Origin of the sequence: Rossellomorea yichunensis, assembly GCF_032337515.1 — a bacterium.
GTDB classification, from domain to species: domain Bacteria; phylum Bacillota; class Bacilli; order Bacillales; family Bacillaceae_B; genus Rossellomorea; species Rossellomorea yichunensis.
On sequence record NZ_JAVYAD010000001.1, the window covers coordinates 332,101 to 354,110 of the forward strand.

Genomic DNA, 22,010 nt, shown 5'->3' on the forward strand with positions numbered 1-22,010 from the left:
CTGTATGGGCGTGATAGTGAAAATGCAAAATTCATACCAATAGGAAATGATGTGTGAAACATCCCTGATTTACTAAGGTATTGATTCTTTGTTGCATTGTCACTTTAGAACGAATATGATGAGAAAGTGAGAATGACGAGAAAGGATTTTATGAATGAAAATTGACTTTATACAGGAAGTTCAGTCAAGACGGACTTTCGCTATTATTTCCCACCCGGATGCCGGGAAAACAACATTAACTGAGCAGCTTCTTCTCTTTGGAGGGGCGATTCGGGCAGCTGGGACTGTAAAAGGTAAGAAATCAGGAAAGTTCGCTACATCTGATTGGATGGAAATTGAGAAGCAGAGAGGGATTTCAGTCACTTCTTCTGTTATGGCTTTCGACTATGATGATTATCGGGTGAATATCCTGGATACACCTGGTCACCAGGACTTTTCTGAAGATACTTATAGAACATTGATGGCTGTTGATAGTGCGGTTATGATCATTGATTCAGCCAAAGGGATTGAAGCACAAACCTTAAAGCTTTTCAAAGTTTGCCGAATGAGAGGCATACCGATCTTCACATTCATTAATAAGCTCGATCGTCAAGGCCGTGAACCATTGGAATTATTGGAAGAGCTTGAAGAAGTACTTGGAATTCAATCTTATCCGATGAATTGGCCGATAGGAATGGGGAAAGAATTCTTAGGTATCTATGATCGCTTCCATAATCGAATTGAGCAATTCCGCGTGGAGGATGAAGATCGTTTCATTCCTTTAAACGATGAAGGTGAAATCGAGGGAGAACACCCACTGAAGGAAAGTAACCTATATGATCAGACCCTTGAAGATGTGTTGCTTCTGAACGAAGCGGGAAACCAGTTTTCACGTGAGAGAATAGCGAATGGAGAGCTTTCTCCCGTTTTCTTCGGTAGTGCATTAACGAATTTCGGTGTTCAAACGTTTCTTGAAACGTATTTACAATTTGCACCATCTCCTCAGCCAAGGAATTCCGACGCAGGAGAAATTGAGCCGACGGCAGAGGAGTTCTCTGGTTTCGTGTTCAAGATTCAAGCCAATATGAATCCAGCTCACCGTGACCGGATTGCATTTCTCCGCATTTGTTCTGGGCAATTCGAAAGAGGGATGACGGTTAATCTTTCCCGCACAGGTAAATCGATTAAGCTTGCTCAATCCACACAATTTCTTGCAGACGATCGAAGCACTGTAAACGAAGCAGTAAGTGGGGATATTATCGGGGTTTATGACACGGGTACGTATCAAATAGGTGATACGCTTGTTCAAGGAAAGCAGAGCTTCCAATATGAAAAGCTCCCTCAATTTACACCTGAACTTTTTGTTCGTGTTACAGCTAAGAACGTAATGAAACAGAAGCATTTTCAAAAAGGGATTCTTCAACTGGTTCAAGAAGGGGCCATCCAATACTATAAGACCCGCACGGAAGATATTATACTTGGTGCAGTCGGACAGCTACAGTTTGAAGTATTCGAGCACAGAATGAAAAATGAGTATAATGTTGATGTGAAAATGGAACCGATTGGATCAAAAATAGCCAGATGGATTGAAAATGAAGAAGATGTTAAGGAAACAATGTCAAGCTCTCGAAGCATGCTGGTGAAAGACCGTCATGATAACCTGGTATTCTTGTTTGAAAATGATTTTGCCATGAGATGGTTCAATGATAAAAATCCGGATATTCGATTATATAGTTTGATGTAAAGATCGTGAACACCCCTCAAGGATTGGACTTGGAGGGGTGTTTTTTTGTAGTCGGAATGGAGGATGTCATCTGGATATAATTGAACTTTTTACCATTATTAAGTGAATTTTTCCTAGAATATATGTATATTAGTAGCATTGTTTAGGTGAAAAGTCTTAGTATATACATATAGGTAAAATTTTAATAATAAAGGGAGATAGTGGAGAATGAACATATCGTGTGCAAATTGTGCAGTAACCATGGAGTATCATGATGCAGGGTACTTTTTCTTACATAATGATCATCATCATACCTTGCCGTTGAAGGGATATTCTTCGCAATTAGAAGATGGTACATATGTTTTTCCATATGAAAATCTGAATGTACTATATGAAAAGCTTGTTAGAGAAGAGAAATTTTTGGAAGAGGGTGGATGGACGTGCAGCATTAATTGTATCGACCATCCGGGTTCATTCATGGAAGTAGGCAAATTCATATTGTTAATGAAACATAGAGAGATGGTAGAGATGATTCAGGATGGGGAATTCATCAGTCACCTTCAGCCGATCATTGATTTAAGCGACTATAGTCTCTTGGGTTATGAATCTCTTTTACGGACAGCTGAACAATCAAAAAAGATTAATCCGGGAAAATTATTTGAAATTGCCGCCATAACAGGCTTTCATTCCATGTTAGACCTGAAAGCAAGGAAATCAGCGATTGAATGCCGTGTAGGTCAGGTGAAACCCGGTTTTAAAAGTTTCATTAATTTCCTTCCTTCTACGATTTATAATCCTGAATTTTGTTTACGCCATACCTTTCAAATCGTGAACGAATTAGGTTTAAATCCTGAGGATCTTGTATTCGAAGTGGTAGAGACAGAGAAAATTGGGGATGTGGAGCATTTAAAATCCGTCCTTGATGTATATAAGCGTGAAGGAATGAAAGTGGCGCTTGATGATGTTGGTTCCGGTTTTGCCACTGTCGAAATGCTGACTCTCCTTAAGCCAGACTATGTGAAAATTGACCGTTCTTTTATCAATCATTGTGATAGCGTTCCAGAGAACCAGGAGTTCTTACATAAGGTCATGAAGATTGCAACGGAGTTGAACATCCTTGTATTAGCAGAAGGGATTGAGAGGAAAGAAGAATTGCTATTCTGTAAAAAAATCGGTGTTCATTATGCACAAGGCTACTTCATAGGAAAGCCGGCTCTTGAAGCAAAAGAACCATTTGTCCAATCCCTGTTTGTATAGCTGAAATGACATCTCTTCTTACAAAGAGGGGTATTTTTTAATGAAAATCATTGACATATTTCAATACGATGATAAAATACTACTATAATTACTTTAGTGCTTAAAAGCGTTTAAGAGTGAAAGAGGATAATGTCCCTGCGAGCTCTTAGCGATTAGATTAAATATTTTTGTCTTGAGCAACGCAGTAGGAAATAAGTGGACAGCAATCAGAGACTGGGCGGCAGGTGAGAGCCCAGGTCCATTATTTCTGAATTACATTGCTTATAAATCCTCTAAGTAAATGAGGCTTTATCCAGGGACAAACCTTTATGAAGTGGGAATAAACTACCTGTCAACTATTCATGAATAGTAGTGAATGAATAGTGGGAATGTATGACAATAGGTTTATTCCAATTAGGGTGGTAACGCGGAGAACTCTTCGTCCCTATTCGGGATGGAGAGTTCTTTTTGTTGTTCTTTCTGTTCCAATTCATCAATTTCAACTTAGAGAAGGAAGTGTTACTATGTTAAACATCCAAAGCGTAAACAAACCAAACGTTATAGAAGCATCAGTGATATTGATCGCTGTACTGGGGATTATCAGTGGCAGTATTATTGGGCTCGGATCAGTCCCCCATATTCCCATCATCATATCGCTCTTCTTTTTGATGGTGTATGGGCTTAGTCGTAAAGTGAAATTCAAAGAGATTGAACAAGGGATGATTGTTGGGGCACAAGGTGGATTAGGAGCAATATTACTCTTTTTCTTTATTGGTCTTCTTGTGAGCAGTTGGTTACTCAGTGGAACCATTCCCACTTTGATGTTTTATGGATTTGAATTTGTATCACCCAATAATTTTTATGCGATTGCCTTTTTGCTTACTTCCTTGAGCGGCATCGTGATTGGAAGTTCATTGACGACGGCGGCTACCATAGGGGTGGCACTTATCGGAATCGGTGAGGCGATGGGACTGTCCATGAGTATCACAGCAGGCGCGATTGTTTCAGGAGCTTTTTTTGGAGATAAGATGTCGCCATTATCAGACACAACGAACCTTGCTTCCTCTATTGTGAAAGTAGATTTATTTACTCATATTCGTAATATGGCCTGGACAACTGTCCCTGCATTCATTATTACACTCATCGTTTTTGGATTTTTATCACCGGAAACAAGCGATGTCAATTTAACACAGCTGAAATCGTTACAGGATGGCTTGGATCAAACAGGTCTGATTCATTGGTACAGTCTTGTTCCTGTATTATTACTAATTGTTCTCATCGTATTTAAGACCCCTGCACTCCTAACGCTTGCGATCAATATAGTTGTCTCAATCGGCCTTTCGTTCTTACATGGATCTTTGAAGCTGAATGAACTTTTTCAGGTGTTATTTTCGGGATTTGAATCCAAAACAGGGGTGGAATCCATCGACTCACTTTTAACTAGAGGAGGAGTGAACAGCATGATGTTTACGATTTCTCTTGTCATTCTCTCTTTAAGCCTCGGTGGATTATTATTTAAACTTGGTATTATTCCTGTATTGCTTAATAAAGTTTCAACGATCCTTCAATCAGGAAGAAGAACGATTCTTTCAACGGCTCTATCGGCCATTGGTATAAACCTGGTTGTAGGGGAGCAGTATCTGTCCATCCTATTAACGGGAGAAGCCTTTCAATCCCAATATAAGAAGCTTGGGTTACATCCCAAAAACTTATCACGTACGTTAGAAGATGCTGGGACGGTCATTAACCCGTTAGTACCATGGAGTGTATGTGGTATATTCTTAACTGATGTATTAGGTGTCGCCACAGTAGAGTATTTACCGTTTGCAATCTTTTGTCTCATATCTCCCGTCATAACGATTCTTTATGGATTTACCGGCTGGACCATTGAAAAAGAACAAACTGAATCTAATCCAGTTATATCAAATTAAATATTTAATAAGAAGCTTCTTTTTTGTAAAGTTTGTTGTTTTAAAACATTAGTTTTGCTTGGGCTCTGTCAATATGAGTGTGAGTTGGATGGTGAGGGGAACTGCTCCGCTTGCAGCTCCCCTCACCATTTTTATGGATATATGTGACAGAGCTAAATGGTTGAAAAAACAAGGTAATTCCCAAGTGGGCAATACCGGGGTTACTTTTTTGCTCCTTTTAATCCCAAAAAGGGGCCAAAATGTAGAATCACAGAGTGGATTGTAGCGGAAAGCACTTGACTCCTGCGGGAATAGCTGGACAGGTGAGACCCCGGAGGCACAGCCGAGGAGGCTCACCGCCAGCCCCGTGGAAGCAAGTGCCTGGAGAGGAAAGGAACGGTCCCTATTTCTTCCGACAATCAACAATGAGATAGCGACAAACTTTACACAAAGAGCCTGTATGAAAATAATGAGGACTGTCCTGGTCATTCATCGAATTTTTTTCTAAAAGATGAATTATCCAGAGGGCAGTTCTTTTCGTGTGATTTCAACATAATTTGGGAAATGATGATTGTAAAAATATCCGCCTATTGAAATCACTGAAAAATGAAAAAGGGGAAGAACCATCATCATGAGTGGATTCTTTAATAGCAACACACCTTCTTGGACCATGAATACTTCTATTGTTAACAGGAAAAGGATGGTCAACAGTGCATATTGCTTATCCTTATTTCTAAAAAAGATAACCAGTGCATAAAAGTAGGTGGTAAACCAAATGTACATTGCATTTCCTGCAATCAAGTCCCGTGTAGGATTAGAGAAATGATGCAATGGGAGGATATATAGTTCCAAAAGGGATGAAAGAATCCAGGCAAATGAAAGGGAGACGGTTGATAGTGCAAAAAACAAGGTAATGAACAGTACATAGTGATTAGGAGTATTTTCAAGCAGCTTCCACCACACTTTAGACAGCATGACAGAAAGGATTAAGAAAAATGATGTGTAATACGATTGCCACCAATGGTGTTCGTAAAAATTTGAATAGGTGAACCATGTTTCTATGAGAAAGAATAAACCAATGATCAAGGCAATCCTGGTTGATCTTAAATGATAGACAACAATATACGTCAGCGCGATTGGCACTGAAAAGGCCTGGGAACTAATCGATCCCAACACACTATCATTGTAATTATTCGATAAAATATGGGGATGATACGTATAGCTGTTAAATAATACAAAGATGATATATTCGAATACATAAGCTAAACCGGAAATGAAAAGCCAAAATAATAAAATCCGAGCAGATATATGACGGTTCTTAACGACAATTATGACCAACAGGATAATGCTGATAAGACTAAGGGATACAAATGGAACCCAATTCGCCATGCTAATGCTCCTAACGTTTCAGTATAAAAATAGTGTATACAGATTAGGTGTAATTATTTATCAAGGTGATTAATTTGTGAACATTTTCTCTAGTAGAAGCTTTAATATTGAAGGATTTTCCTGAAGAGACTATAGTTAACATTAACTGCTTCCGATCCGTAGTGAACAATATAGATATAGAAAGGGGAGCGTCCGTTTGAAAATCAGTGATTTTTCCATACGCCGTCCTGTATTCACCATTGTCACAATGCTACTCATTCTTATTCTTGGAGGGGTGTCCCTCCTCCGAATACCTTTAAAGCTCATTCCTGATCTAAACCCTCCAGTTGGGGTCGTCGTAACCAATTATCCGGGCGCCAGTCCTGAAGAAGTAGTGGAAAAGTTGACAAAGCCACTCGAGGAAAGCTTGTCAACTTTACCAGGAATGAAAAATATCCAATCTACTTCCAGGGAAGGTTCAAACTTCATTCTCCTTGAATTTTCATGGACAACTTCCATTGATGAGATAGAAAATGATGTTCTTCAAAGAATCGATCAAACTCCACTTCCAGATGGGGCGGATAATCCAAGGTTTCTCAAGTTTGATCCTGCCCAATTCCCAATCATTCAATTCTCATTACGTGAAGAGGGGAAGGAAAGCAATTTAAAGACGTTATCCGAGAATTTGAAATTGGAATTAACCCGGGTTGAAGGAGTGGCCAATGTAAACGTTTCTGGTTCACTCAAGGATGAAGTGGTCATTGAATTAAATCAACAAGCGCTGAAAGATAATCGTCTAAGTCAATCTGACGTTATTAACACGATCAGAGCAAATAATGTAACATCACCTGGGGATACCATAGAAACTGATGGACAAACCTTAACCACCCGGGTTATGAGTGAATTACAGTCCGTTGAAGAACTGGAAAAATTGGTGCTTCAAGTGAACCCTCAAAATGGTAAGAAGATTACCCTTGGGGAAGTGGCGGCTGTTGAGAAGAAGCAGCAGGACACGAATACGATCACTCGTGCCAATCAGGAATCTGCCATCCTCTTTAGTGTGTTACAACAATCCGACGCAAACACGGCTTCTGTTTCAAAAGAATTCCAAGATGAGCTGGATCGTCTACTTCAACAAGACCAATACAAATCAGTCAAAGCAGACATTCTCTTTGATCAGGGGGACTACATTACCCAAGCGATAGGTAATATTGCAAACTCCCTAATCATTGGCGGGGCTTTTGCCATGCTTGTTCTATTCCTATTCTTAAAGAATGTAAAGAGTCCGTTAATCATTGGTGTGGCGATTCCATACTCTGTCATCGTTACATTTGTCTTAATGTTCTTTGCTGATTTCGCTTTGAATATTATGACTCTCGGAGCACTTGCCCTTGGAATTGGAATGCTTGTGGATAATGCCATTGTTGTAATTGAAAATATTTATCGGCATCTTTCTCTTGGTAAAACACCAAGAGAGGCTGCGAGTGTCGGAGCCAAAGAAGTGGGTGGAGCCATTACGGCATCTACTTTAACAACAGTTGCAGTGTTTTTACCTGTTGTCTTTATTTCAGGTTTGCTCGGTGAATTGTTTACCGAATTTGCCCTGACCATTTCTTTTAGCTTATTAGCATCGCTCGTTGTAGCCTTAACGGTCATCCCGATGTTAGCAAGCAGATTATTGAAGAAGCCTAAAGGAAATCTCGAAGCGAAGCGCAGGCGCTCAAAAAGCAGAAAAACATTTGCCAGGTCTGTCAAGTGGGCTCTTCGTCACCGATTCATCGTCCTCTTTATTACGGCTCTCACTCTGGTCGCAGGCGGTTTCGGCTTAACGACAGTAGGAACACAGTTTTTACCTCCAACGGATGAAGGGTTTTTCAATATGAGAGTCGAATTAGATAATGGAGCATCCGTGGAAGAGACGAATAAAGTTGTAAATGCAATTGAAGATAGGCTGGAAAAGGAGAAAGATGTTGATGTTTTTGTAAGCCTGGTCGGTACAACTCAGGAAGAGTCCTTTAGAGGAAGTTCAAAAGGGAATATTGCTGAAGTGTATGTAAAAATGAAGCCTTTGGAGGATCGTGGGAGATCCATATTCACTTTTGCAGATGAAGTAAAACCTGAGATAGAAAAAGCTGCGAAAAAGGTAAATGATTCATCGGAAGTTTCTTTTAACCTTCAGTCAACATCAGGTTCCAGCCCTCAAACCCTGACGTTCAATTTAAGAGATACAGATCCAAAACGATTGGATCAATCTGTCGATGCATTATTCAATTCTTTGAAGGGTATGAAAAACGTATCAGAAGTGACGACGGATCAAATGGAAACGGTCAAAGAAGTCCAAATGAAAGTGAACCGCGACAAAGCTCTCGAACAAGGGTTGGCACCAGCTCAGATAGGCACCCTTGTACAGGATGTAACACGAGGTGTATTGGCGACACAAATGGTTACAGAGACGTCTGATGTCATAAATGTCCTCGTACAATATGACCGTAATATTACTGAGAATCTGGACTCTCTGAAAAAACTACTTATTCCTAACGGACAAGGAAAGTATATTCAATTAAATTCTGTAGTGGATTTTTCGATAGAAGATGGTCCTGTCAGTATACAAAGGATCGATCAGCAGCACGCGGTTCAATTCACTTTGAAGTATTCATCGTCCACCAATCTCGGGGCAATCTCGAAAGCTGTGGATGAGAAGATAGAATCCTTGGAACTTCCGAATGAGACTTTGGTTTCCTTCAGTGGTGACAGGGAGTTGCTGGAAGACTCCATTGACGATATGGCACTTGCACTTGGACTCGCGATTGTTCTTGTCTATATGGTCATGGCTGCACAGTTTGAATCATTTAAGTATCCATTTGTCATTATGTTTACAGTGCCCCTCATGGTCATCGGGGTCGCAATAGCGCTGGCGGTAACTCAAACACCTATAAGCATTTCAGCGATTATAGGTGTCATTGTCCTGGCAGGCATAGTTGTAAACAATGCGATTGTGATCGTCGATTACATCAACCAGCGTAAAGAATCAGGAATCAATAGCTTTGATAGTATTGTTGAAGCAGTTCAGGATCGGGCACGGCCGATATTAATGACCGCATTGACCACTATACTTGGCTTGTTGCCTCTTGCCCTTGGACTCGGGGAAGGTACTGAGATCAATCAGCCGATGGGTATAGCCGTAATTGGTGGGTTAATAAGCAGTACACTGTTGACGATTTATGTCATTCCGATTGTATATAGCTTTTTTGATAAAGAAACGAGAAGAATGAAGAGAAATCGTGAAGCATACGGTAATAAAGAATAGTCAAATTTAAACGAGCTAACCTTACAGCTAAGAAGTCACCTCCTTAAATCGAGCAGGTACCTTACTGCAGGTTAGCTTTTTTACCCATTTTGAAAGAAGTCCACGGCGGGGGTGAAGCGATATGAAGAAAGGGATATATTTAATCACGGGTTTTCCAGGTTTTTTAAGTCGTAATATTGTGGAAGAATTAATTAGTCAAGAGAAGGCATCATCGATTTACTTGCTTCATTTAGACACTATAACTAAAGAAGCAGAGGAATTAGCCGGGAAGCTTGCAGGAAACAAAGGAACCGATCTCATTTTAGTGAAAGGAGATATTACACAACCTGATCTTGGAATGTCAGAAGAGAAAATAGGTGAATTACGCGAAACAGTGGAGTATGTCTGGCACTTGGCTGCCATCTACGATCTTGCCGTCCCTGAAAATCTTGCATATAAAGTAAACGTCGAGGGAACAAGCCATGTTAATAGTTTCTGTAAAACACTTCACCGATTAAAGAGATATGTCTATTTCTCTACTGCGTTTGTAGCCGGTACACGTAAAGGGGAAGTTTATGAGAAGGAGCTTGTATATCCGGACAGCTTTAATAATTTCTACGAACAGACAAAGTATGAAGCAGAGGTATACGTTGCGGAACTGAAGGAAATCCTGCCGATTACGATCATCCGTCCCGGTATCGTTAAAGGAAGTTCCAAGACGGGTGAGACAGTTAAGTTTGATGGTCCGTATTTTATTATGAATATGTTTAAACGATTATCGTTTTTACCTTGGATACCCTTTCTGGGAGAAGGTGATGCCTTCATCAATATCGTACCTGTCGAATATGTCGTCCGAGCTTCTATATACCTCGGCCACGAAGGGATCGGAAAAGGGAAAACCTATCATCTTACCGATCCACACCCAGTGACGGTAAAGGAAGTGTATGAACAGATTCTTTGGCATATGTACAAGAAACAGCCGCGGGGAAGGGTTCCCCTATCTCTTTCCAATTGGGCACTGGGCTTTCGGTTTGTACGCAGATATTTAAAGGTTGAACGTGAAGCACTTGACTATTTTACACTTGAAGGAAGGTTCAATTGTCAATATGCCCAAGAAGACTTGAGAGGGTCCCATATTCAATGCCCTACCCTCTCAAGCCAAATTGAAAAAATGGTCGAATTTTATCTTGAACATTATTCTAACGAAAAATTACATGTGAAGATTAATTAAGGATGTTTTCATGAAAATTGTTAGATAGTGTCTTAATCCTCGTAATAATTGGGAGGGAAATGGTAAAAATAATGGGAGAAGCATCAATAGGAGGATTCTCGAGATGTCATTTTCCCTTACGCAAGATCCGACCCGGTACATACATCCTTTAATTCATTCACTTCATCGCCAATTACTGGGATGCCCATGAAAACTTCTATTACAAAATTAGAAGGAATTCTATGGAGCATTGCTCTTCCTGGTTTTCCGCAATTATTGGTTGGACTTTGGTTTAAGGGAACTTTATTTGTGCTTCTTGAGATTATCATCAATGTCCAAAGTAATTTCAATCAAGGGATCATGTATAGTTTTTTAGGGGAAACCCATAAAGCAGCTACTGTAATCGATTATCAATGGTTGATGTTTTATCCTTGTCTTTATATGTTTGCCATGTGGGATGCTTATAAGCTTGCTCAAACAAAGGAAGAACCTTATATATTTTTACCTTTTGTCATGTCTGCTTATATGGTGACCGTTGGCTTGATGTACTCTCCGAAGGTATATTTATTTGGTGAATTTATCGGACCTGTCTTTTTGCCGATGATGTTTGTGATTCCAGGAGTGGTACTTGGGCTGATCATTCGATCAATCCTAATCCGGATCCACTAAGTTTTATCTCTTTACGAAACGTCATTCTTGAGGTAAGATATGGCTATACAACTTAAACGTTTTCTACCTGTCAAAGGGGAGTAGCTATAGGTGACATACCTAAACAAAGTCGTCAGTTCATGGATTATTCCATCGGCTTTGTTGGCATAATGATTATGCTCAGCAAGACCTTTGCCTTATTTAGGCAAGGGTCTTTTTATTTTATAAAAATCCTTGCCTATTGGAAAACTAACTGTGTAAATAGGAGGGACTTACATTAATGGATGCTTCAATGTTATTGGAATATGGTTGGGTACTGCTCATCCTTGTTGGTCTTGAAGGAATTCTGGCTGCTGATAATGCAGTTGTTATGGCGGTCATGGTTAAACATCTGCCGGTAGAACAAAGAAAGAAAGCACTCTTTTATGGTCTGTTAGGAGCATTTGTATTTAGATTTGCTGCACTATTTCTCATCTCGTTCTTAGTGAATGTATGGCAGGTTCAAGCCATCGGTGCAATCTATTTATTCTATGTGTCGATTCATCATTTTGTTAAAAAGAGGAAAGACACGGGAATTGTTGAGTCAGAGTCAAACAAGGGCTCAGGTTTCTGGACGACTGTATTGAAGGTGGAGCTTGCAGACATCGCCTTTGCAGTTGACTCCATGTTAGCTGCCGTAGCTTTAGCGGTTACTTTGCAGCCAACCGGATGGTTTGATGTCGGTGGAATTGACGGCGGTCAGTTTATCGTCATGTTCCTTGGTGGAATCATCGGCCTGGTGATCATGCGATTTGCTGCAACATGGTTTGTGAAGCTATTGGAGAAATATCCTACATTGGAATCAGCGGCGTTTTTAATCGTTGGTTGGGTAGGGGTTAAACTTGCTGTTTTTACGCTTGCTCATCCAGATGTGGCGATCCTGGATCACCATTTCCCTGAATCAAAGCCATGGAAGCTCGTCTTCTGGACCGTTTTAATCCTTTTATCAGTTGGAGGATATTTATTATCACGAAAGAAAGCTAAACAGGAAGAAGCCAAAGCAGAAACAAAAGCAGAAGCCAAAGCAGAATAAAATAAATCGAAAGCTAACGTGAGAAAAATTCACGTTAGCTTTTTTACTATGAGAAATCATATGTCTACCTCTCCCTTACCATCCAGTCCCTCCTTAAGAACTTTTTCAATTTAAATTTGTATAAACCCCCTCAAAAAAAATTCTCTTAACGTAATTCCTTTAATAAGGCGATCGATCGACCAATAAAAATTTATCTTCCGAGGTGTACATATGACAAAACATTCCAAAATAATGAAATCATCTTTAGCTGTATTAGTAGCAGGATCTATTAGCTTTTCAGGTTCATTGGCTTATGCGAATAACGATGAAAAAACGTTCGACACGGTTACAATTGAGCAAAAGGACAGTACAGGAGTTACAGTGAATGATGAAGCAATGATTGATTCTGCTAAGACAGAAATTGAAAAATTAGAAAAGACAGAAACCCCTTCATTACTTCCTGGTGATTTCTTTTATTTTGCTAAGCTAGCTCTTGAGAAAGTGAAGCTTGCTTTTACGATGGATGACGCGAAAGAAGCTAAAATACTTGCAGAGTATGCAGCAGAAAGACTTGCTGAAGTAGAAGCTTTATTTCAAGAAGGAAAAGAAGCGGAAGCCATTGAAGCAATCAATCATGCCATCGAAATGATTCAACGCTCTGGAGAAGAATTACCACAAGGTGAGAATGAAGAAGCTTCTAACGATGAATCAATGGAAGAGTCAGAGGGCGAAACACAAGACGAATCGAATACTGAAGAGAAAAACAGTGAAACTGAACAAACCAAAGATAGTAATGAAGTAGGAGCTGTAGAAGAAGCAGATTCTGAAGTGAAATCGGATGAGATGACTGAAATTGAAGAATTAATGTCACAAAATATCATTTCACTTAAAGCTAATCTCGAGAAAGTGGAGAACCCTAAAGCGAAAGCCGCCCTTCAAAAGAACATTGAAAAAAGTTATATAAAATTAGCGGAAAAGCTTGCAAAGCTAGAAGAAAAAAGGTCGAAAAAAGCAAGTGCTCAAGAAGAAACAGAATCCGATGAATCGATGATGGAAGACTCTGTAGTTCCGGTTTCAGAATCAGCAGCAAATGATACAACGACGGATGAAAATAAAGATGAAAACAAAACCGTGGCAACTCCAACAGTGAAAAAAGAAACAGAAAAAACTCCACCTGTAAAAGTTAAGCACGTTGAAAAAGAAGCGAAAAAAGAATTAAGACAACAACAAAAGCAAGAGAAAAAAGAAGCTAAAGAAGTACGTAAACAAATGAAGAACGAGGAAAAACAAGCTCGACATGATGTTAAAGAAGAAAAGAAACAACATCAGTCAGCTGCAAAACAAAAGGAACGCCAGGGTCAGAACAGGGAAAGCGGAAAAGAAAACGGAAAGGGCCACAATAAAGATTAAGTATAGAGAAATAGCTTCAGGATAAGCTGGAATTCAAATGAAAGTCAGTCACGAAGGGGATACTGGAACTAAAGTAATTTGTCATTAGCTTAGTTGGGTGCATTTGGAAAGATTACTTAAGCAGTACCCCTTCCTCTCTATTATCCTTTTAAAAACAACATCATATGAGTATAATAGTGTGCAGGATGGAGTGAGACTGATGCTAAATGTATTACTATTTTTACTAGCCAAGCAAAAGAAAAAACAAACCCTTGAAGACATGGCGATACGAATACAAAATGGTGATGAACAATTACTGAACATAGTCTTGGAAGACTATAAGCCATTTATAAAAAAAACGGTATCTTCAGTCTGCAAACGATATATCTATGAAAATGATGATGAATTTAGCATCGGTCTTATCGCGTTTCATGACGCTATCTTAAAATATAATCATCAGCGAGGGACGTCCATCATCAGTTTTTCTGAAGTGATCATCAAACGGAAAGTAATTGATTATATCAGAAAAAACGGGAAGTATCAGGATGTAAGCATCGACAAGAGTCTGGTTGAGGACGATGAAGAGACCCCAAATTTAACTATCGAGCAAATCGTCTCTGTTGAAGAATATGGAAAACAGCAAGAGGGTAAGAAGAGGCGGGAAGAGATCATCTCTTTCCAAGAACATCTTTCTCAATTCAAATTATCCTTCCATGAGCTGGTCGAACAATCACCTAAGCATGAAGATGCCAGACTGAATGCCATTGACATAGCTAAAACGGTAGTGAACTCCAAAGAATTATTGGATTATCTCCTTGAAAAGAAACGGTTACCCATAAAAAAATTAGAGAAACAGGTAAACGTTAGTAGAAAAACAATTGAGAGAAATAGAAAATATATTATTGCCATTACTCTTATTCTTATAGGAGATTATGTGTATTTACGGGATTACTTAAAAGGGCGGTTAGAGATATGAAAAAAGGGATCATTATGGAAATCAAGAGTGATATCCTCGTTATGATGACACCAGATGGGGAATTTCTGACTGGAAGAAAACAGCCCAATCAAAAGTATGCTATTGGGGAGGAGATACCTTTCTTTCCCTTGCATAACGATGCTGCTTCGGCCAAACGATTTGTTAAATGGAATTGGAAAGTGTCAACTTCATTAGTAACAGCTTTAATCATCATTCTCTCCCTGATTTCAAGTGCATTTTTCCAGAGTAATCAGGCATATGCCTATGTGTCTGTCGATATCAATCCAAGTATGGAATTGACACTGAATGAAAAACAACAGGTGATAGAGATTACTCCGTACAATCATGATGCCAAAGTACTTATCAAAGAGTTAGGGGATTGGGAAGAGTTGGATGTAAGTGAAGTGACTGAGAAAATCTTTTTCTTATGTGAAGAATTGGGATATTTAAATGACAATCAAAATGTACTTATCACTTCCTCTTTTCTTGAAGATACAAATAGTGAGAGTGAAGATGAGTTGATTACTGAAATCAACCAGTTTGCAGAAGAATACAGCACAGATCACAACATGACCATAACGGTCAAAGAAACGTCACAGGAAATGAGAGAAGAAGCTTCTAATAAAGGAATGACTGCAGGCTCGTTGCTACGGGAAACTGAAAAAGCTGAAACACCAATAAGACCAAAAACCGCCGAGGATCCAAAAGCAGAGGTTAAAGAGGAAGATGTACTTAAAAAGGGGATAAAAATAGAGGAGAAGTCAAAGGTTGAGAATCAAAAGGTGGAGCTACCATCTGTGGAGAAGAAACAGAAACCTGAGAACCATCCAAAGAACGATAAACCACTTCCAAATGACAATAAGCAAGAAAAAACTGAAAAGTCCCATGTGAAAGATAATCCTTCTGACCATCACAAATGGAAGAAGACTAACGAGAAAACAAATGATTGGTCTAATCGTGAAGAAGATCATTCAAGAGGCAAGGAAAATCGATCTGATCATCAAGACAGGAAAGATGAAAAGAAAAAGGATCACCAAGAACGAAAAGATAACAGGAAATATAAAGATGATTAAAAAAAGCGGCCCATTTGCAAAAATGGGTCGTTCTCAATTATAAGGGGTAGCTGGTGAATCCAGCTACCCAAGCCAATATTATTTAGTTTGTTGTCCGGAAAGTTGAGATTGAGCTTGTTTAACGAGTCGTTTTGTAATTTCTCCTCCAACGGATCCGTTAGAGCGAGCTACTGTATCTGATCCAAGTGTCACACCAAACTCTTGAGCGATTTCATATTTCACTTGATCAAGGTATTGTTCAACACCAGGAACGAGTAATTTATTACTGCTTCTAGCCATGGTTGTTTCCTCCTTAGTAGTAGACTTGAAACAATGATGTTTCTGTAGTACTATTATTTGTCTTATTTCTTCGAACATGAATGGTAATATTTCGCCGAAATTGTATAGTTTGTATGAGGGTGGAATGGATCAGTCATACTTGGTGGTTTAAGCTGCTTTTGTTAAAGAAAGAATAAACATATAGGAAATTATCCATTTTTCCTTTCATTCTTTGTACATATTCATTAAGATAGAGAAGGAAATAACCTTGAAAGGGAAATACATATATGTGGTATAAACTTAGATTAAATTTAAATAAATTGACACCAGCTCAAGTCATTGTGTCCTTCTATCTTATCGCTGTAACAGTGGCAACGATTCTTTTGAGTTTACCATTTGCCCATAAACCGGGGGCGAAGTGGAGTTTCATTGATGCTATTTTCACTTCTGTTAGTGCTGTAAGTGTCACCGGTTTAACCGTTGTAAGTACGGCGGATACGTTTAACACAGCAGGAATTTTCTTATTGATATTTGTTTTACAGTTCGGTGGAATTGGTATCATGACTCTGGGAACTTTTTTCTGGCTTTTAGTAGGTAAGAAAATAGGCTTGAAAGAACGGCGGTTGATCATGACGGATCAAAATCAAACCAATCTGTCCGGTCTTGTTCACCTATTAAAACAAATTTTATTGCTTATCATTGTAATTGAATTGGTGGGGGCATTTATTTTAGGGGTATATTTCCTGAGCTACTATCCAAGCTGGCAGGAAGCATTTATACAAGGGCTCTTTGCCTCAGTGAGTGCTACTACTAACGCGGGCTTTGATATAACCGGTCAGTCACTTATCCCATTTAAAGATGACTATTTTGTTCAATTTATTACGATCATATTGCTCACTCTGGGGGCAATTGGATTTCCTGTCTTGATCGAGACAAAAGACTATTTAATGAACAAGCAAAGAAGCAAACATCATTTTTCATTATTCACAAAAATTACAACGATCACATTCGCTATATTATTGATTTCGGGTACCTTAGTTATATGGTTGTTCGAATATGATCAGTTTTTTGCAGGCATGGCTTGGCATGAATCATTCTTTTATTCACTCTTTCAATCATCATCGACGAGGAGTGGTGGTCTTGCAACCATGAATGTAGCTGAGTTTTCAACTCCTACATTGTTGGTTTTGAGTGCGCTAATGTTTATTGGGGCATCTCCCAGCTCAGTGGGTGGTGGAATCAGAACAACAACATTTGCCCTGAATATCTTGTTCTTATTTCACTTTGCCAGAGGCAATCAAACGATCAAGGTTTTTAGACGAGAAGTACACGAACAGGATATCATTAAATCGTTAGTCGTTACGATGGTAGCGGTTCTTATGTGTTTTGTGTCAGTCGTTATCTTAACGATTACAGAAGATCACAGTCTTATTGAAATAATCTTTGAAGTCGCTTCTGCCTTTGGAACAACAGGTTTATCTTTAGGGATTACATCAGATCTATCATCTATAGGGAAGTGCGTTATCATAGCCTTGATGTTTATCGGTCGTGTCGGAATTCTATCCTTCCTGTTTATGATAGGAGGAAAAGAGAAAACCACCAAATATCATTATCCTAAGGAAAGAGTTATCATTGGATAGATAAAAAAAACGATGCTGAATCCGCATCGTTTTTTATTTGAGTACAGAATAGGGAACATCGAAATAGATCCATAGGAAGAAAATGATGGGGAAGGATACGATCCATCCTATAATTGGATTTTTATGATGGATGATGAGTACGGTTAACATCATGATATTAAATAGGATGTCCCAGCCAAAATGCCAGCCATTGTGATAAGTCATCATTCCAAAGATATGAGAAAGGCCTTCAGTCACTCCGTAAATGCACGTCCACAACATAACCCAGATTACTTTTCCCCGGAAAGTCGAAGGCAATCTGCCGATAAAGATCGCAATGGTTGCTGTGTATTGCACAACCATTTTACTCAATGAGATGATCGTATGATTCAGGTTGATGTGGTCACCTAATGCGGTAACCGTTTGGAACTGCCACATTGAATAGTCGTATAAAAGATACTGGGAGAGTAGATCTCCAATAATAAAAAACAATAATGTTGGATAATAGCTGTAAAAATCTTTCCAATTCCCGAATTTCCATCCAAGTAGAGCATAACAAAGTAAGAAGGCAAGTATCATTGCATATCCTCATTTAGCATTTTTGATTAGTTTCTGGATAAATGCTTCATTTATTCAGACTTTTTCTTCTAGTATTGGAATACCTTTCGCAGTGAAAATCATATGTCTATTGGAATGGAAAGAGAATCGAGTGGGGAAAGTAAGGTTATAAAGGAGATGAGTCACATGATGAAACGAAAAGCTCACTATAATGCTGCTGAAAAGAATAATCAAACACCTTTAAAGAATAAGCAAGAGGCAGAATTCTCCGCTGAATTCACTCAAGGAGAAGATCCTGCTAAGGGAAAGAATAGAAACTCTTCAAAAGGTATGAAGGGTAGAAGCTGATGAAGGATAAAAAACAATCTTTTCGTGAAGAATTTGGTCAGGAATTTGGAGATGTTAATGCAGCCAAGATTCTGGAAGTGACACAAAAACAGCCGAAAGCAAAAAATGACAAGAAAAAATGTTAAGCGATTCGCTTAACATTTTTTCTTGTCTATAGTGAAACAGATTGTCGGCCAAACTCAAATACGGTAGATTGACCTGTGGCAGGTTCAAAGTAAGCTAAAACATACTGATCTTGTCCATCCTTCGACTGAATGGTTTCAAGGAGTGTATGCTTATACAATTCCTTTTCATTTAAGTTTAGCCGAGAGAAAGCTTCACCTGCTATGGTTGGTTGTGCCAGCAAGGATTGGTAAATAGCAGACCTTTCTTCTTTCGTCAGTTCATGTGTCCACCAAGGCTTTCTTGGTTTGTACTTCTGATTCTCTAAATAATCCAGTTTCATTAAGCCTTCAATAATCGACATGTTGTAGCTTGTCTCAGTATATAAAAACTCATGCAGTCTTTTAAACAAATCCTCCAGTTGATGTCCGATTCTTGACCAACCACGGTTTTCCCAATAGGAACCGAATAGTTGGAAGAAATCAAATGGTGTTTCAAAGCATTCGGTCACCAGATATTCAATCGTCCGATCCATACGATGATCGTTCCAATACTTTTCTAATACATCTTCAACCTGTTTGATTCTAACGATATCATCAAAGGATAATACATTGTTCCCGAGGATCTCATAGGGTGAATGGTCCATGTACGTATATTGATGGTCGTTGGCACGAATCCTTAAGCCCGTACCGCGAAGCATCTTCAGAAATCCTAATTGAAGTTCCTCTGGGCGCAGTTCAAATACATCATTGAAAGTTTTCCGGAATGAATTGTAATCCTCTTCTGGCAGACCGGCAATCAAATCCAGATGCTGATCGATCTTTCCTCCATTCTTAACCATGGTAACCGTTCTTGTCAGTTTGGAGTAATTTTGTTTTCTCATCACAAGATCATTCGTTTCGTCATTTGTTGATTGGATTCCAATCTCAAAGCGAAATAATCCTGCTGGGGCATTTTCGTTCAGAAATTCAATGACTTCCGGTCTCATGATGTCTGCTGTGATTTCAAATTGAAAGACAGTTCCAGGTAAATGTTCGTCGATTAGGAATTGAAACATTTCCATGGCATAGCTTCGGCTGATATTGAACGTACGATCCACAAATTTAATTGTTTTTGCGCCATTTTTCATTAAGAATCGAATGTCATCTTTTACCTTTTCTCTGTCAAAGTAACGTACACCTACTTCGATTGAAGAAAGACAGAATTGACAACGGAATGGACAACCTCTGCTTGTCTCGATATACGTAACCCTTTTACCCAATTGAGGCAGGTCTTCTTGAAAGCGGAATGGTGAGGGTACGTCTCTTAAATCTATTTTATTCTGCTGTGGCTTGATGACCGGCTTTCCATCTACTAAGTAAGCCACTCCATGGACCTTAGAAAAGTCTCTATCAGCATTCAGTTCATCCAATAACTGCTTAAAGGATTCTTCCCCTTCACCGATAACGATAAAGTCAACGTCTTCCAATCGCTCCAGCCAATAGGGAACATCATATGTGACTTCTGGTCCCCCCAGGACGATGGTTACTTCAGGCAGGATTTTTCGAAGGATCTTGATCACTTTGATCGTCTCTTCGATATTCCAAATGTAACAGCTGAATCCTATAATATCAGGTTTTTTCGAGAACAAGTCACTAGCGATGTTAAGGGTGGGATCCTTAATGGTGTATTCAGCCAATTCTATTTCATGTTCAGGCTCTGCAAAGGCCTTAAGACAACGAATGGCCAGATTGGTGTGAATATATTTTGCATTTAACGTACTTAAAACGACTTTCTTCATAAATAAGCTCCTTTTATACTAAGCTCACCTGATGGAACACGTGAACCATTGTAAACCATATTTTCCAACATATACGAGTTGTTCGTACGTCTAATCCAAACCGTACTGATTATCATTTTATCTAAGGAAGAGAGAAAGCTCAATGTTTGTATAGAATGAATTTAAATTTATTGTAAGTATTAGAAGGATTTTAAGGAAAAGTTACGAATAGTATAATAAAATAAATAGTTTTTTGAAAATTGTGTAGAAGATGATCAATATATACTTTAAGAGAATAGGTGCTCATGAAAAGGGACTGACCCGTGTCTGTTATTGGGTCAGCCCTTTCTAGTGAGGTTTATCTTGTTTTCATTTCTCTTTTTGAAAGAAGTTTCTGGAGTTTGGTTGATTTAAACTCCACTATCGGTTGCGTTATGCTTGTGAAAAACTTTGTCGAGAAAATCATTGTCAGCACCCATGATACACCAAGTAAGATTAATAAACTCGTAGTGGGATCAATTGTATCCTTCAGCTGGCTTTCCCGGAATAAACGGATAAGAAAGCCGTGCAGCAAGTATACATATAGCGTATTTTTGCCCCATTTAGTGAAGAACCTTCTCTTAGTAGGGACAAAGGTAAAGAAGCTAAAGATCATCACAACGTTCAGCATGTAAACAAACGCCCTGACAGCTAAACTTATGGCGTTGTTCCCTTCGAAGTCTCCATAGGGCTTAGAGCCAAGTAACCATTTATCGGAGAATTCAGGGATGAAATACATTCCTAAAAATACGAGAATAAATAAAGTACCTGCCACTATACGTGCTTTACTCGTTTTAAAATATTCGAAGTGCTCCTTCTCCAAATAATAGCCCATCAGGAAAATCGGAAAGAAAACAAATGTTCTGGACAGGCTAAGATAGTTTGAAATCACATCAGCAAATCCTACAAGCAGCCCAATGGAGAAAGCGATTGTCAATCCGATGCCGGGCTTGAACTTAAACCACTTGATGAAAACATACAATAATGCGTTCCAACAGAATAAGCTGATGAGGAACCATAATGACCAGTGTGGATTAAGGGGATCGACTTCAAATGTTGATTTTTGATAAAGAAAATAGTAATACACCGTGTAGATCAATTGAAACACAATGTAAGGAAGTATTAATTTTTTCGCCAGTTTCTGAATATATCCTTTTTTATAAAATCCTTTTGCGAAAAACCCTGCCACAAGAATAAAGGCTGGCATGTGGAAGGTGTAAATCGTTTTGTACAAAGAAAGGATAAATGGATCGCTTTCTATATAGGACCGGATCAAATGTCCAAATACAACCAGGAAGATCAAAATGAATTTGGCATTGTCGAAGTAATAGTCACGCTGTTTCATATCTTCACCATCTCTTAGAATAGATTTATCCTAATTCATTCTTACCCTAGGATACAATGAGTAAAACATGAATTTCACTGTTAATTATCACCAAAAGCATGGGAAGCTATGCGAACTCTATAATGACCTGAGC

General features: G+C 38.9%; 18 protein-coding genes and 1 riboswitch. Of the genes, 13 read left to right on the forward strand and 5 right to left on the reverse strand.

Features of this window, described 5'->3' with window-relative positions:
- The first annotated feature begins 154 nt into the window (after positions 1-154).
- The 3 genes from RSX31_RS01705 (at position 155) to nhaC (ending at position 4,869) form a co-directional block, all read left to right on the forward strand.
- Positions 155-1,723, forward strand: coding sequence for a peptide chain release factor 3 (locus tag RSX31_RS01705; protein ID WP_148968519.1), 1,569 nt, complete (start codon positions 155-157; stop codon positions 1,721-1,723).
- 207 nt (positions 1,724-1,930) lie between these two features.
- Positions 1,931-2,959, forward strand: coding sequence for an EAL domain-containing protein (locus RSX31_RS01710; protein ID WP_315632986.1), 1,029 nt, complete (start codon positions 1,931-1,933; stop codon positions 2,957-2,959).
- A gap of 503 nt (positions 2,960-3,462) precedes the next feature.
- Positions 3,463-4,869: a Na+/H+ antiporter NhaC gene (gene nhaC, locus RSX31_RS01715; protein ID WP_315632987.1), complete on the forward strand. Its 1,407-nt coding sequence runs from the start codon at positions 3,463-3,465 to the stop codon at positions 4,867-4,869.
- Between the two features lie 495 nt (positions 4,870-5,364).
- Here nhaC and RSX31_RS01720 read toward each other — a convergent pair whose 3' ends face one another.
- Entirely contained in the window at positions 5,365-6,237 is an 873-nt protein-coding gene (locus RSX31_RS01720; RefSeq protein ID WP_315632988.1) for a hypothetical protein, read from the reverse strand.
- Between the two features lie 196 nt (positions 6,238-6,433).
- Between RSX31_RS01720 and RSX31_RS01725 the strand changes: the two genes are divergently transcribed.
- From RSX31_RS01725 to RSX31_RS01755, 7 genes are all read left to right on the forward strand, one after another.
- Entirely contained in the window at positions 6,434-9,523 is a 3,090-nt protein-coding gene (locus RSX31_RS01725; RefSeq protein WP_315632989.1) for an efflux RND transporter permease subunit, read from the forward strand.
- A 121-nt stretch (positions 9,524-9,644) separates the two neighbouring features.
- Positions 9,645-10,733, forward strand: a complete 1,089-nt coding sequence (locus RSX31_RS01730) for an SDR family oxidoreductase (protein WP_315632991.1) — start codon at positions 9,645-9,647, stop codon at positions 10,731-10,733.
- Between the two features lie 186 nt (positions 10,734-10,919).
- The gene (locus RSX31_RS01735; RefSeq protein ID WP_315632993.1) at positions 10,920-11,381 is read left to right on the forward strand and encodes a hypothetical protein; all 462 of its coding nucleotides are present in this window, start codon (positions 10,920-10,922) and stop codon (positions 11,379-11,381) included.
- A gap of 63 nt (positions 11,382-11,444) precedes the next feature.
- Positions 11,445-11,542: riboswitch (yybP-ykoY riboswitch) on the forward strand.
- A 98-nt stretch (positions 11,543-11,640) separates the two neighbouring features.
- Positions 11,641-12,432, forward strand: a complete 792-nt coding sequence (locus tag RSX31_RS01740; protein WP_315632995.1) for a TerC family protein — start codon at positions 11,641-11,643, stop codon at positions 12,430-12,432.
- 210 nt (positions 12,433-12,642) lie between these two features.
- Positions 12,643-13,821, forward strand: a complete 1,179-nt coding sequence (locus RSX31_RS01745) for a hypothetical protein (RefSeq protein WP_315632996.1) — start codon at positions 12,643-12,645, stop codon at positions 13,819-13,821.
- 199 nt (positions 13,822-14,020) lie between these two features.
- A complete protein-coding gene (sigI, locus tag RSX31_RS01750; protein ID WP_315632998.1) occupies positions 14,021-14,776 on the forward strand; it encodes an RNA polymerase sigma factor SigI in 756 nt (251 codons plus the stop codon).
- Positions 14,773-15,849 (forward strand): anti-sigma factor domain-containing protein, encoded by a 1,077-nt coding sequence (locus RSX31_RS01755; protein ID WP_315632999.1) that lies wholly within the window; start codon positions 14,773-14,775, stop codon positions 15,847-15,849. Before sigI ends, RSX31_RS01755 begins: the two co-directional genes overlap by 4 nt.
- Before the next feature lie 78 nt (positions 15,850-15,927).
- Here the strand turns inward: RSX31_RS01755 and RSX31_RS01760 are convergent, their stop codons facing one another.
- Entirely contained in the window at positions 15,928-16,128 is a 201-nt protein-coding gene (locus tag RSX31_RS01760; RefSeq protein ID WP_044337619.1) for an alpha/beta-type small acid-soluble spore protein, read from the reverse strand.
- Between the two features lie 266 nt (positions 16,129-16,394).
- Here RSX31_RS01760 and RSX31_RS01765 point away from each other — a divergent pair, with 266 nt between their 5' ends.
- Positions 16,395-17,747 carry a TrkH family potassium uptake protein gene (locus tag RSX31_RS01765; protein WP_315633001.1) on the forward strand — a complete coding sequence of 451 codons (1,353 nt, stop codon included), beginning with the start codon at positions 16,395-16,397 and terminating at the stop codon, positions 17,745-17,747.
- Positions 17,748-17,780: 33 nt separating this feature from the next.
- Here the strand turns inward: RSX31_RS01765 and RSX31_RS01770 are convergent, their stop codons facing one another.
- Positions 17,781-18,305, reverse strand: coding sequence for a hypothetical protein (locus RSX31_RS01770; protein WP_148968531.1), 525 nt, complete (start codon positions 18,303-18,305; stop codon positions 17,781-17,783).
- A 165-nt stretch (positions 18,306-18,470) separates the two neighbouring features.
- On the opposite strand from RSX31_RS01770, the gene RSX31_RS01775 reads away from it, so the two are divergent.
- Together RSX31_RS01775 and RSX31_RS01780 are read left to right on the forward strand one after the other, a co-directional pair.
- On the forward strand, positions 18,471-18,632 hold the full coding sequence (locus RSX31_RS01775) for a hypothetical protein (protein WP_315633004.1): 162 nt from the start codon (positions 18,471-18,473) through the stop codon (positions 18,630-18,632).
- Positions 18,632-18,757, forward strand: a complete 126-nt coding sequence (locus RSX31_RS01780) for a hypothetical protein (protein WP_262371605.1) — start codon at positions 18,632-18,634, stop codon at positions 18,755-18,757. Before RSX31_RS01775 ends, RSX31_RS01780 begins: the two co-directional genes overlap by 1 nt.
- 26 nt (positions 18,758-18,783) lie before the next feature.
- Here RSX31_RS01780 and RSX31_RS01785 read toward each other — a convergent pair whose 3' ends face one another.
- On the reverse strand, positions 18,784-20,514 hold the full coding sequence (locus tag RSX31_RS01785; RefSeq protein ID WP_315633006.1) for a B12-binding domain-containing radical SAM protein: 1,731 nt from the start codon (positions 20,512-20,514) through the stop codon (positions 18,784-18,786).
- A gap of 337 nt (positions 20,515-20,851) precedes the next feature.
- Positions 20,852-21,877, reverse strand: a complete 1,026-nt coding sequence (locus RSX31_RS01790) for an acyltransferase family protein (protein ID WP_148993449.1) — start codon at positions 21,875-21,877, stop codon at positions 20,852-20,854.
- Between the last annotated feature and the right edge of the window lie 133 nt (positions 21,878-22,010).

Bases quoted from the DNA above. Each gene is read 5' to 3' on its own strand.
- RSX31_RS01705 (WP_148968519.1), top strand. From the start codon at position 155: ATGAAAATTGACTTTATACAGGAAGTTCAGTCAAGACGGACTTTCGCT.
- RSX31_RS01710 (WP_315632986.1), top strand. From the start codon at position 1,931: ATGAACATATCGTGTGCAAATTGTGCAGTAACCATGGAGTATCATGAT.
- nhaC (WP_315632987.1), top strand. From the start codon at position 3,463: ATGTTAAACATCCAAAGCGTAAACAAACCAAACGTTATAGAAGCATCA.
- RSX31_RS01720 (WP_315632988.1), bottom strand. From the start codon at position 6,237: ATGGCGAATTGGGTTCCATTTGTATCCCTTAGTCTTATCAGCATTATC.
- RSX31_RS01730 (WP_315632991.1), top strand. From the start codon at position 9,645: ATGAAGAAAGGGATATATTTAATCACGGGTTTTCCAGGTTTTTTAAGT.
- RSX31_RS01735 (WP_315632993.1), top strand. From the start codon at position 10,920: ATGAAAACTTCTATTACAAAATTAGAAGGAATTCTATGGAGCATTGCT.
- RSX31_RS01740 (WP_315632995.1), top strand. From the start codon at position 11,641: ATGGATGCTTCAATGTTATTGGAATATGGTTGGGTACTGCTCATCCTT.
- RSX31_RS01745 (WP_315632996.1), top strand. From the start codon at position 12,643: ATGACAAAACATTCCAAAATAATGAAATCATCTTTAGCTGTATTAGTA.
- sigI (WP_315632998.1), top strand. From the start codon at position 14,021: ATGCTAAATGTATTACTATTTTTACTAGCCAAGCAAAAGAAAAAACAA.
- RSX31_RS01755 (WP_315632999.1), top strand. From the start codon at position 14,773: ATGAAAAAAGGGATCATTATGGAAATCAAGAGTGATATCCTCGTTATG.
- RSX31_RS01760 (WP_044337619.1), bottom strand. From the start codon at position 16,128: ATGGCTAGAAGCAGTAATAAATTACTCGTTCCTGGTGTTGAACAATAC.
- RSX31_RS01765 (WP_315633001.1), top strand. From the start codon at position 16,395: ATGTGGTATAAACTTAGATTAAATTTAAATAAATTGACACCAGCTCAA.
- RSX31_RS01770 (WP_148968531.1), bottom strand. From the start codon at position 18,305: ATGATACTTGCCTTCTTACTTTGTTATGCTCTACTTGGATGGAAATTC.
- RSX31_RS01775 (WP_315633004.1), top strand. From the start codon at position 18,471: ATGATGAAACGAAAAGCTCACTATAATGCTGCTGAAAAGAATAATCAA.
- RSX31_RS01780 (WP_262371605.1), top strand. From the start codon at position 18,632: ATGAAGGATAAAAAACAATCTTTTCGTGAAGAATTTGGTCAGGAATTT.
- RSX31_RS01785 (WP_315633006.1), bottom strand. From the start codon at position 20,514: ATGAAGAAAGTCGTTTTAAGTACGTTAAATGCAAAATATATTCACACC.
- RSX31_RS01790 (WP_148993449.1), bottom strand. From the start codon at position 21,877: ATGAAACAGCGTGACTATTACTTCGACAATGCCAAATTCATTTTGATC.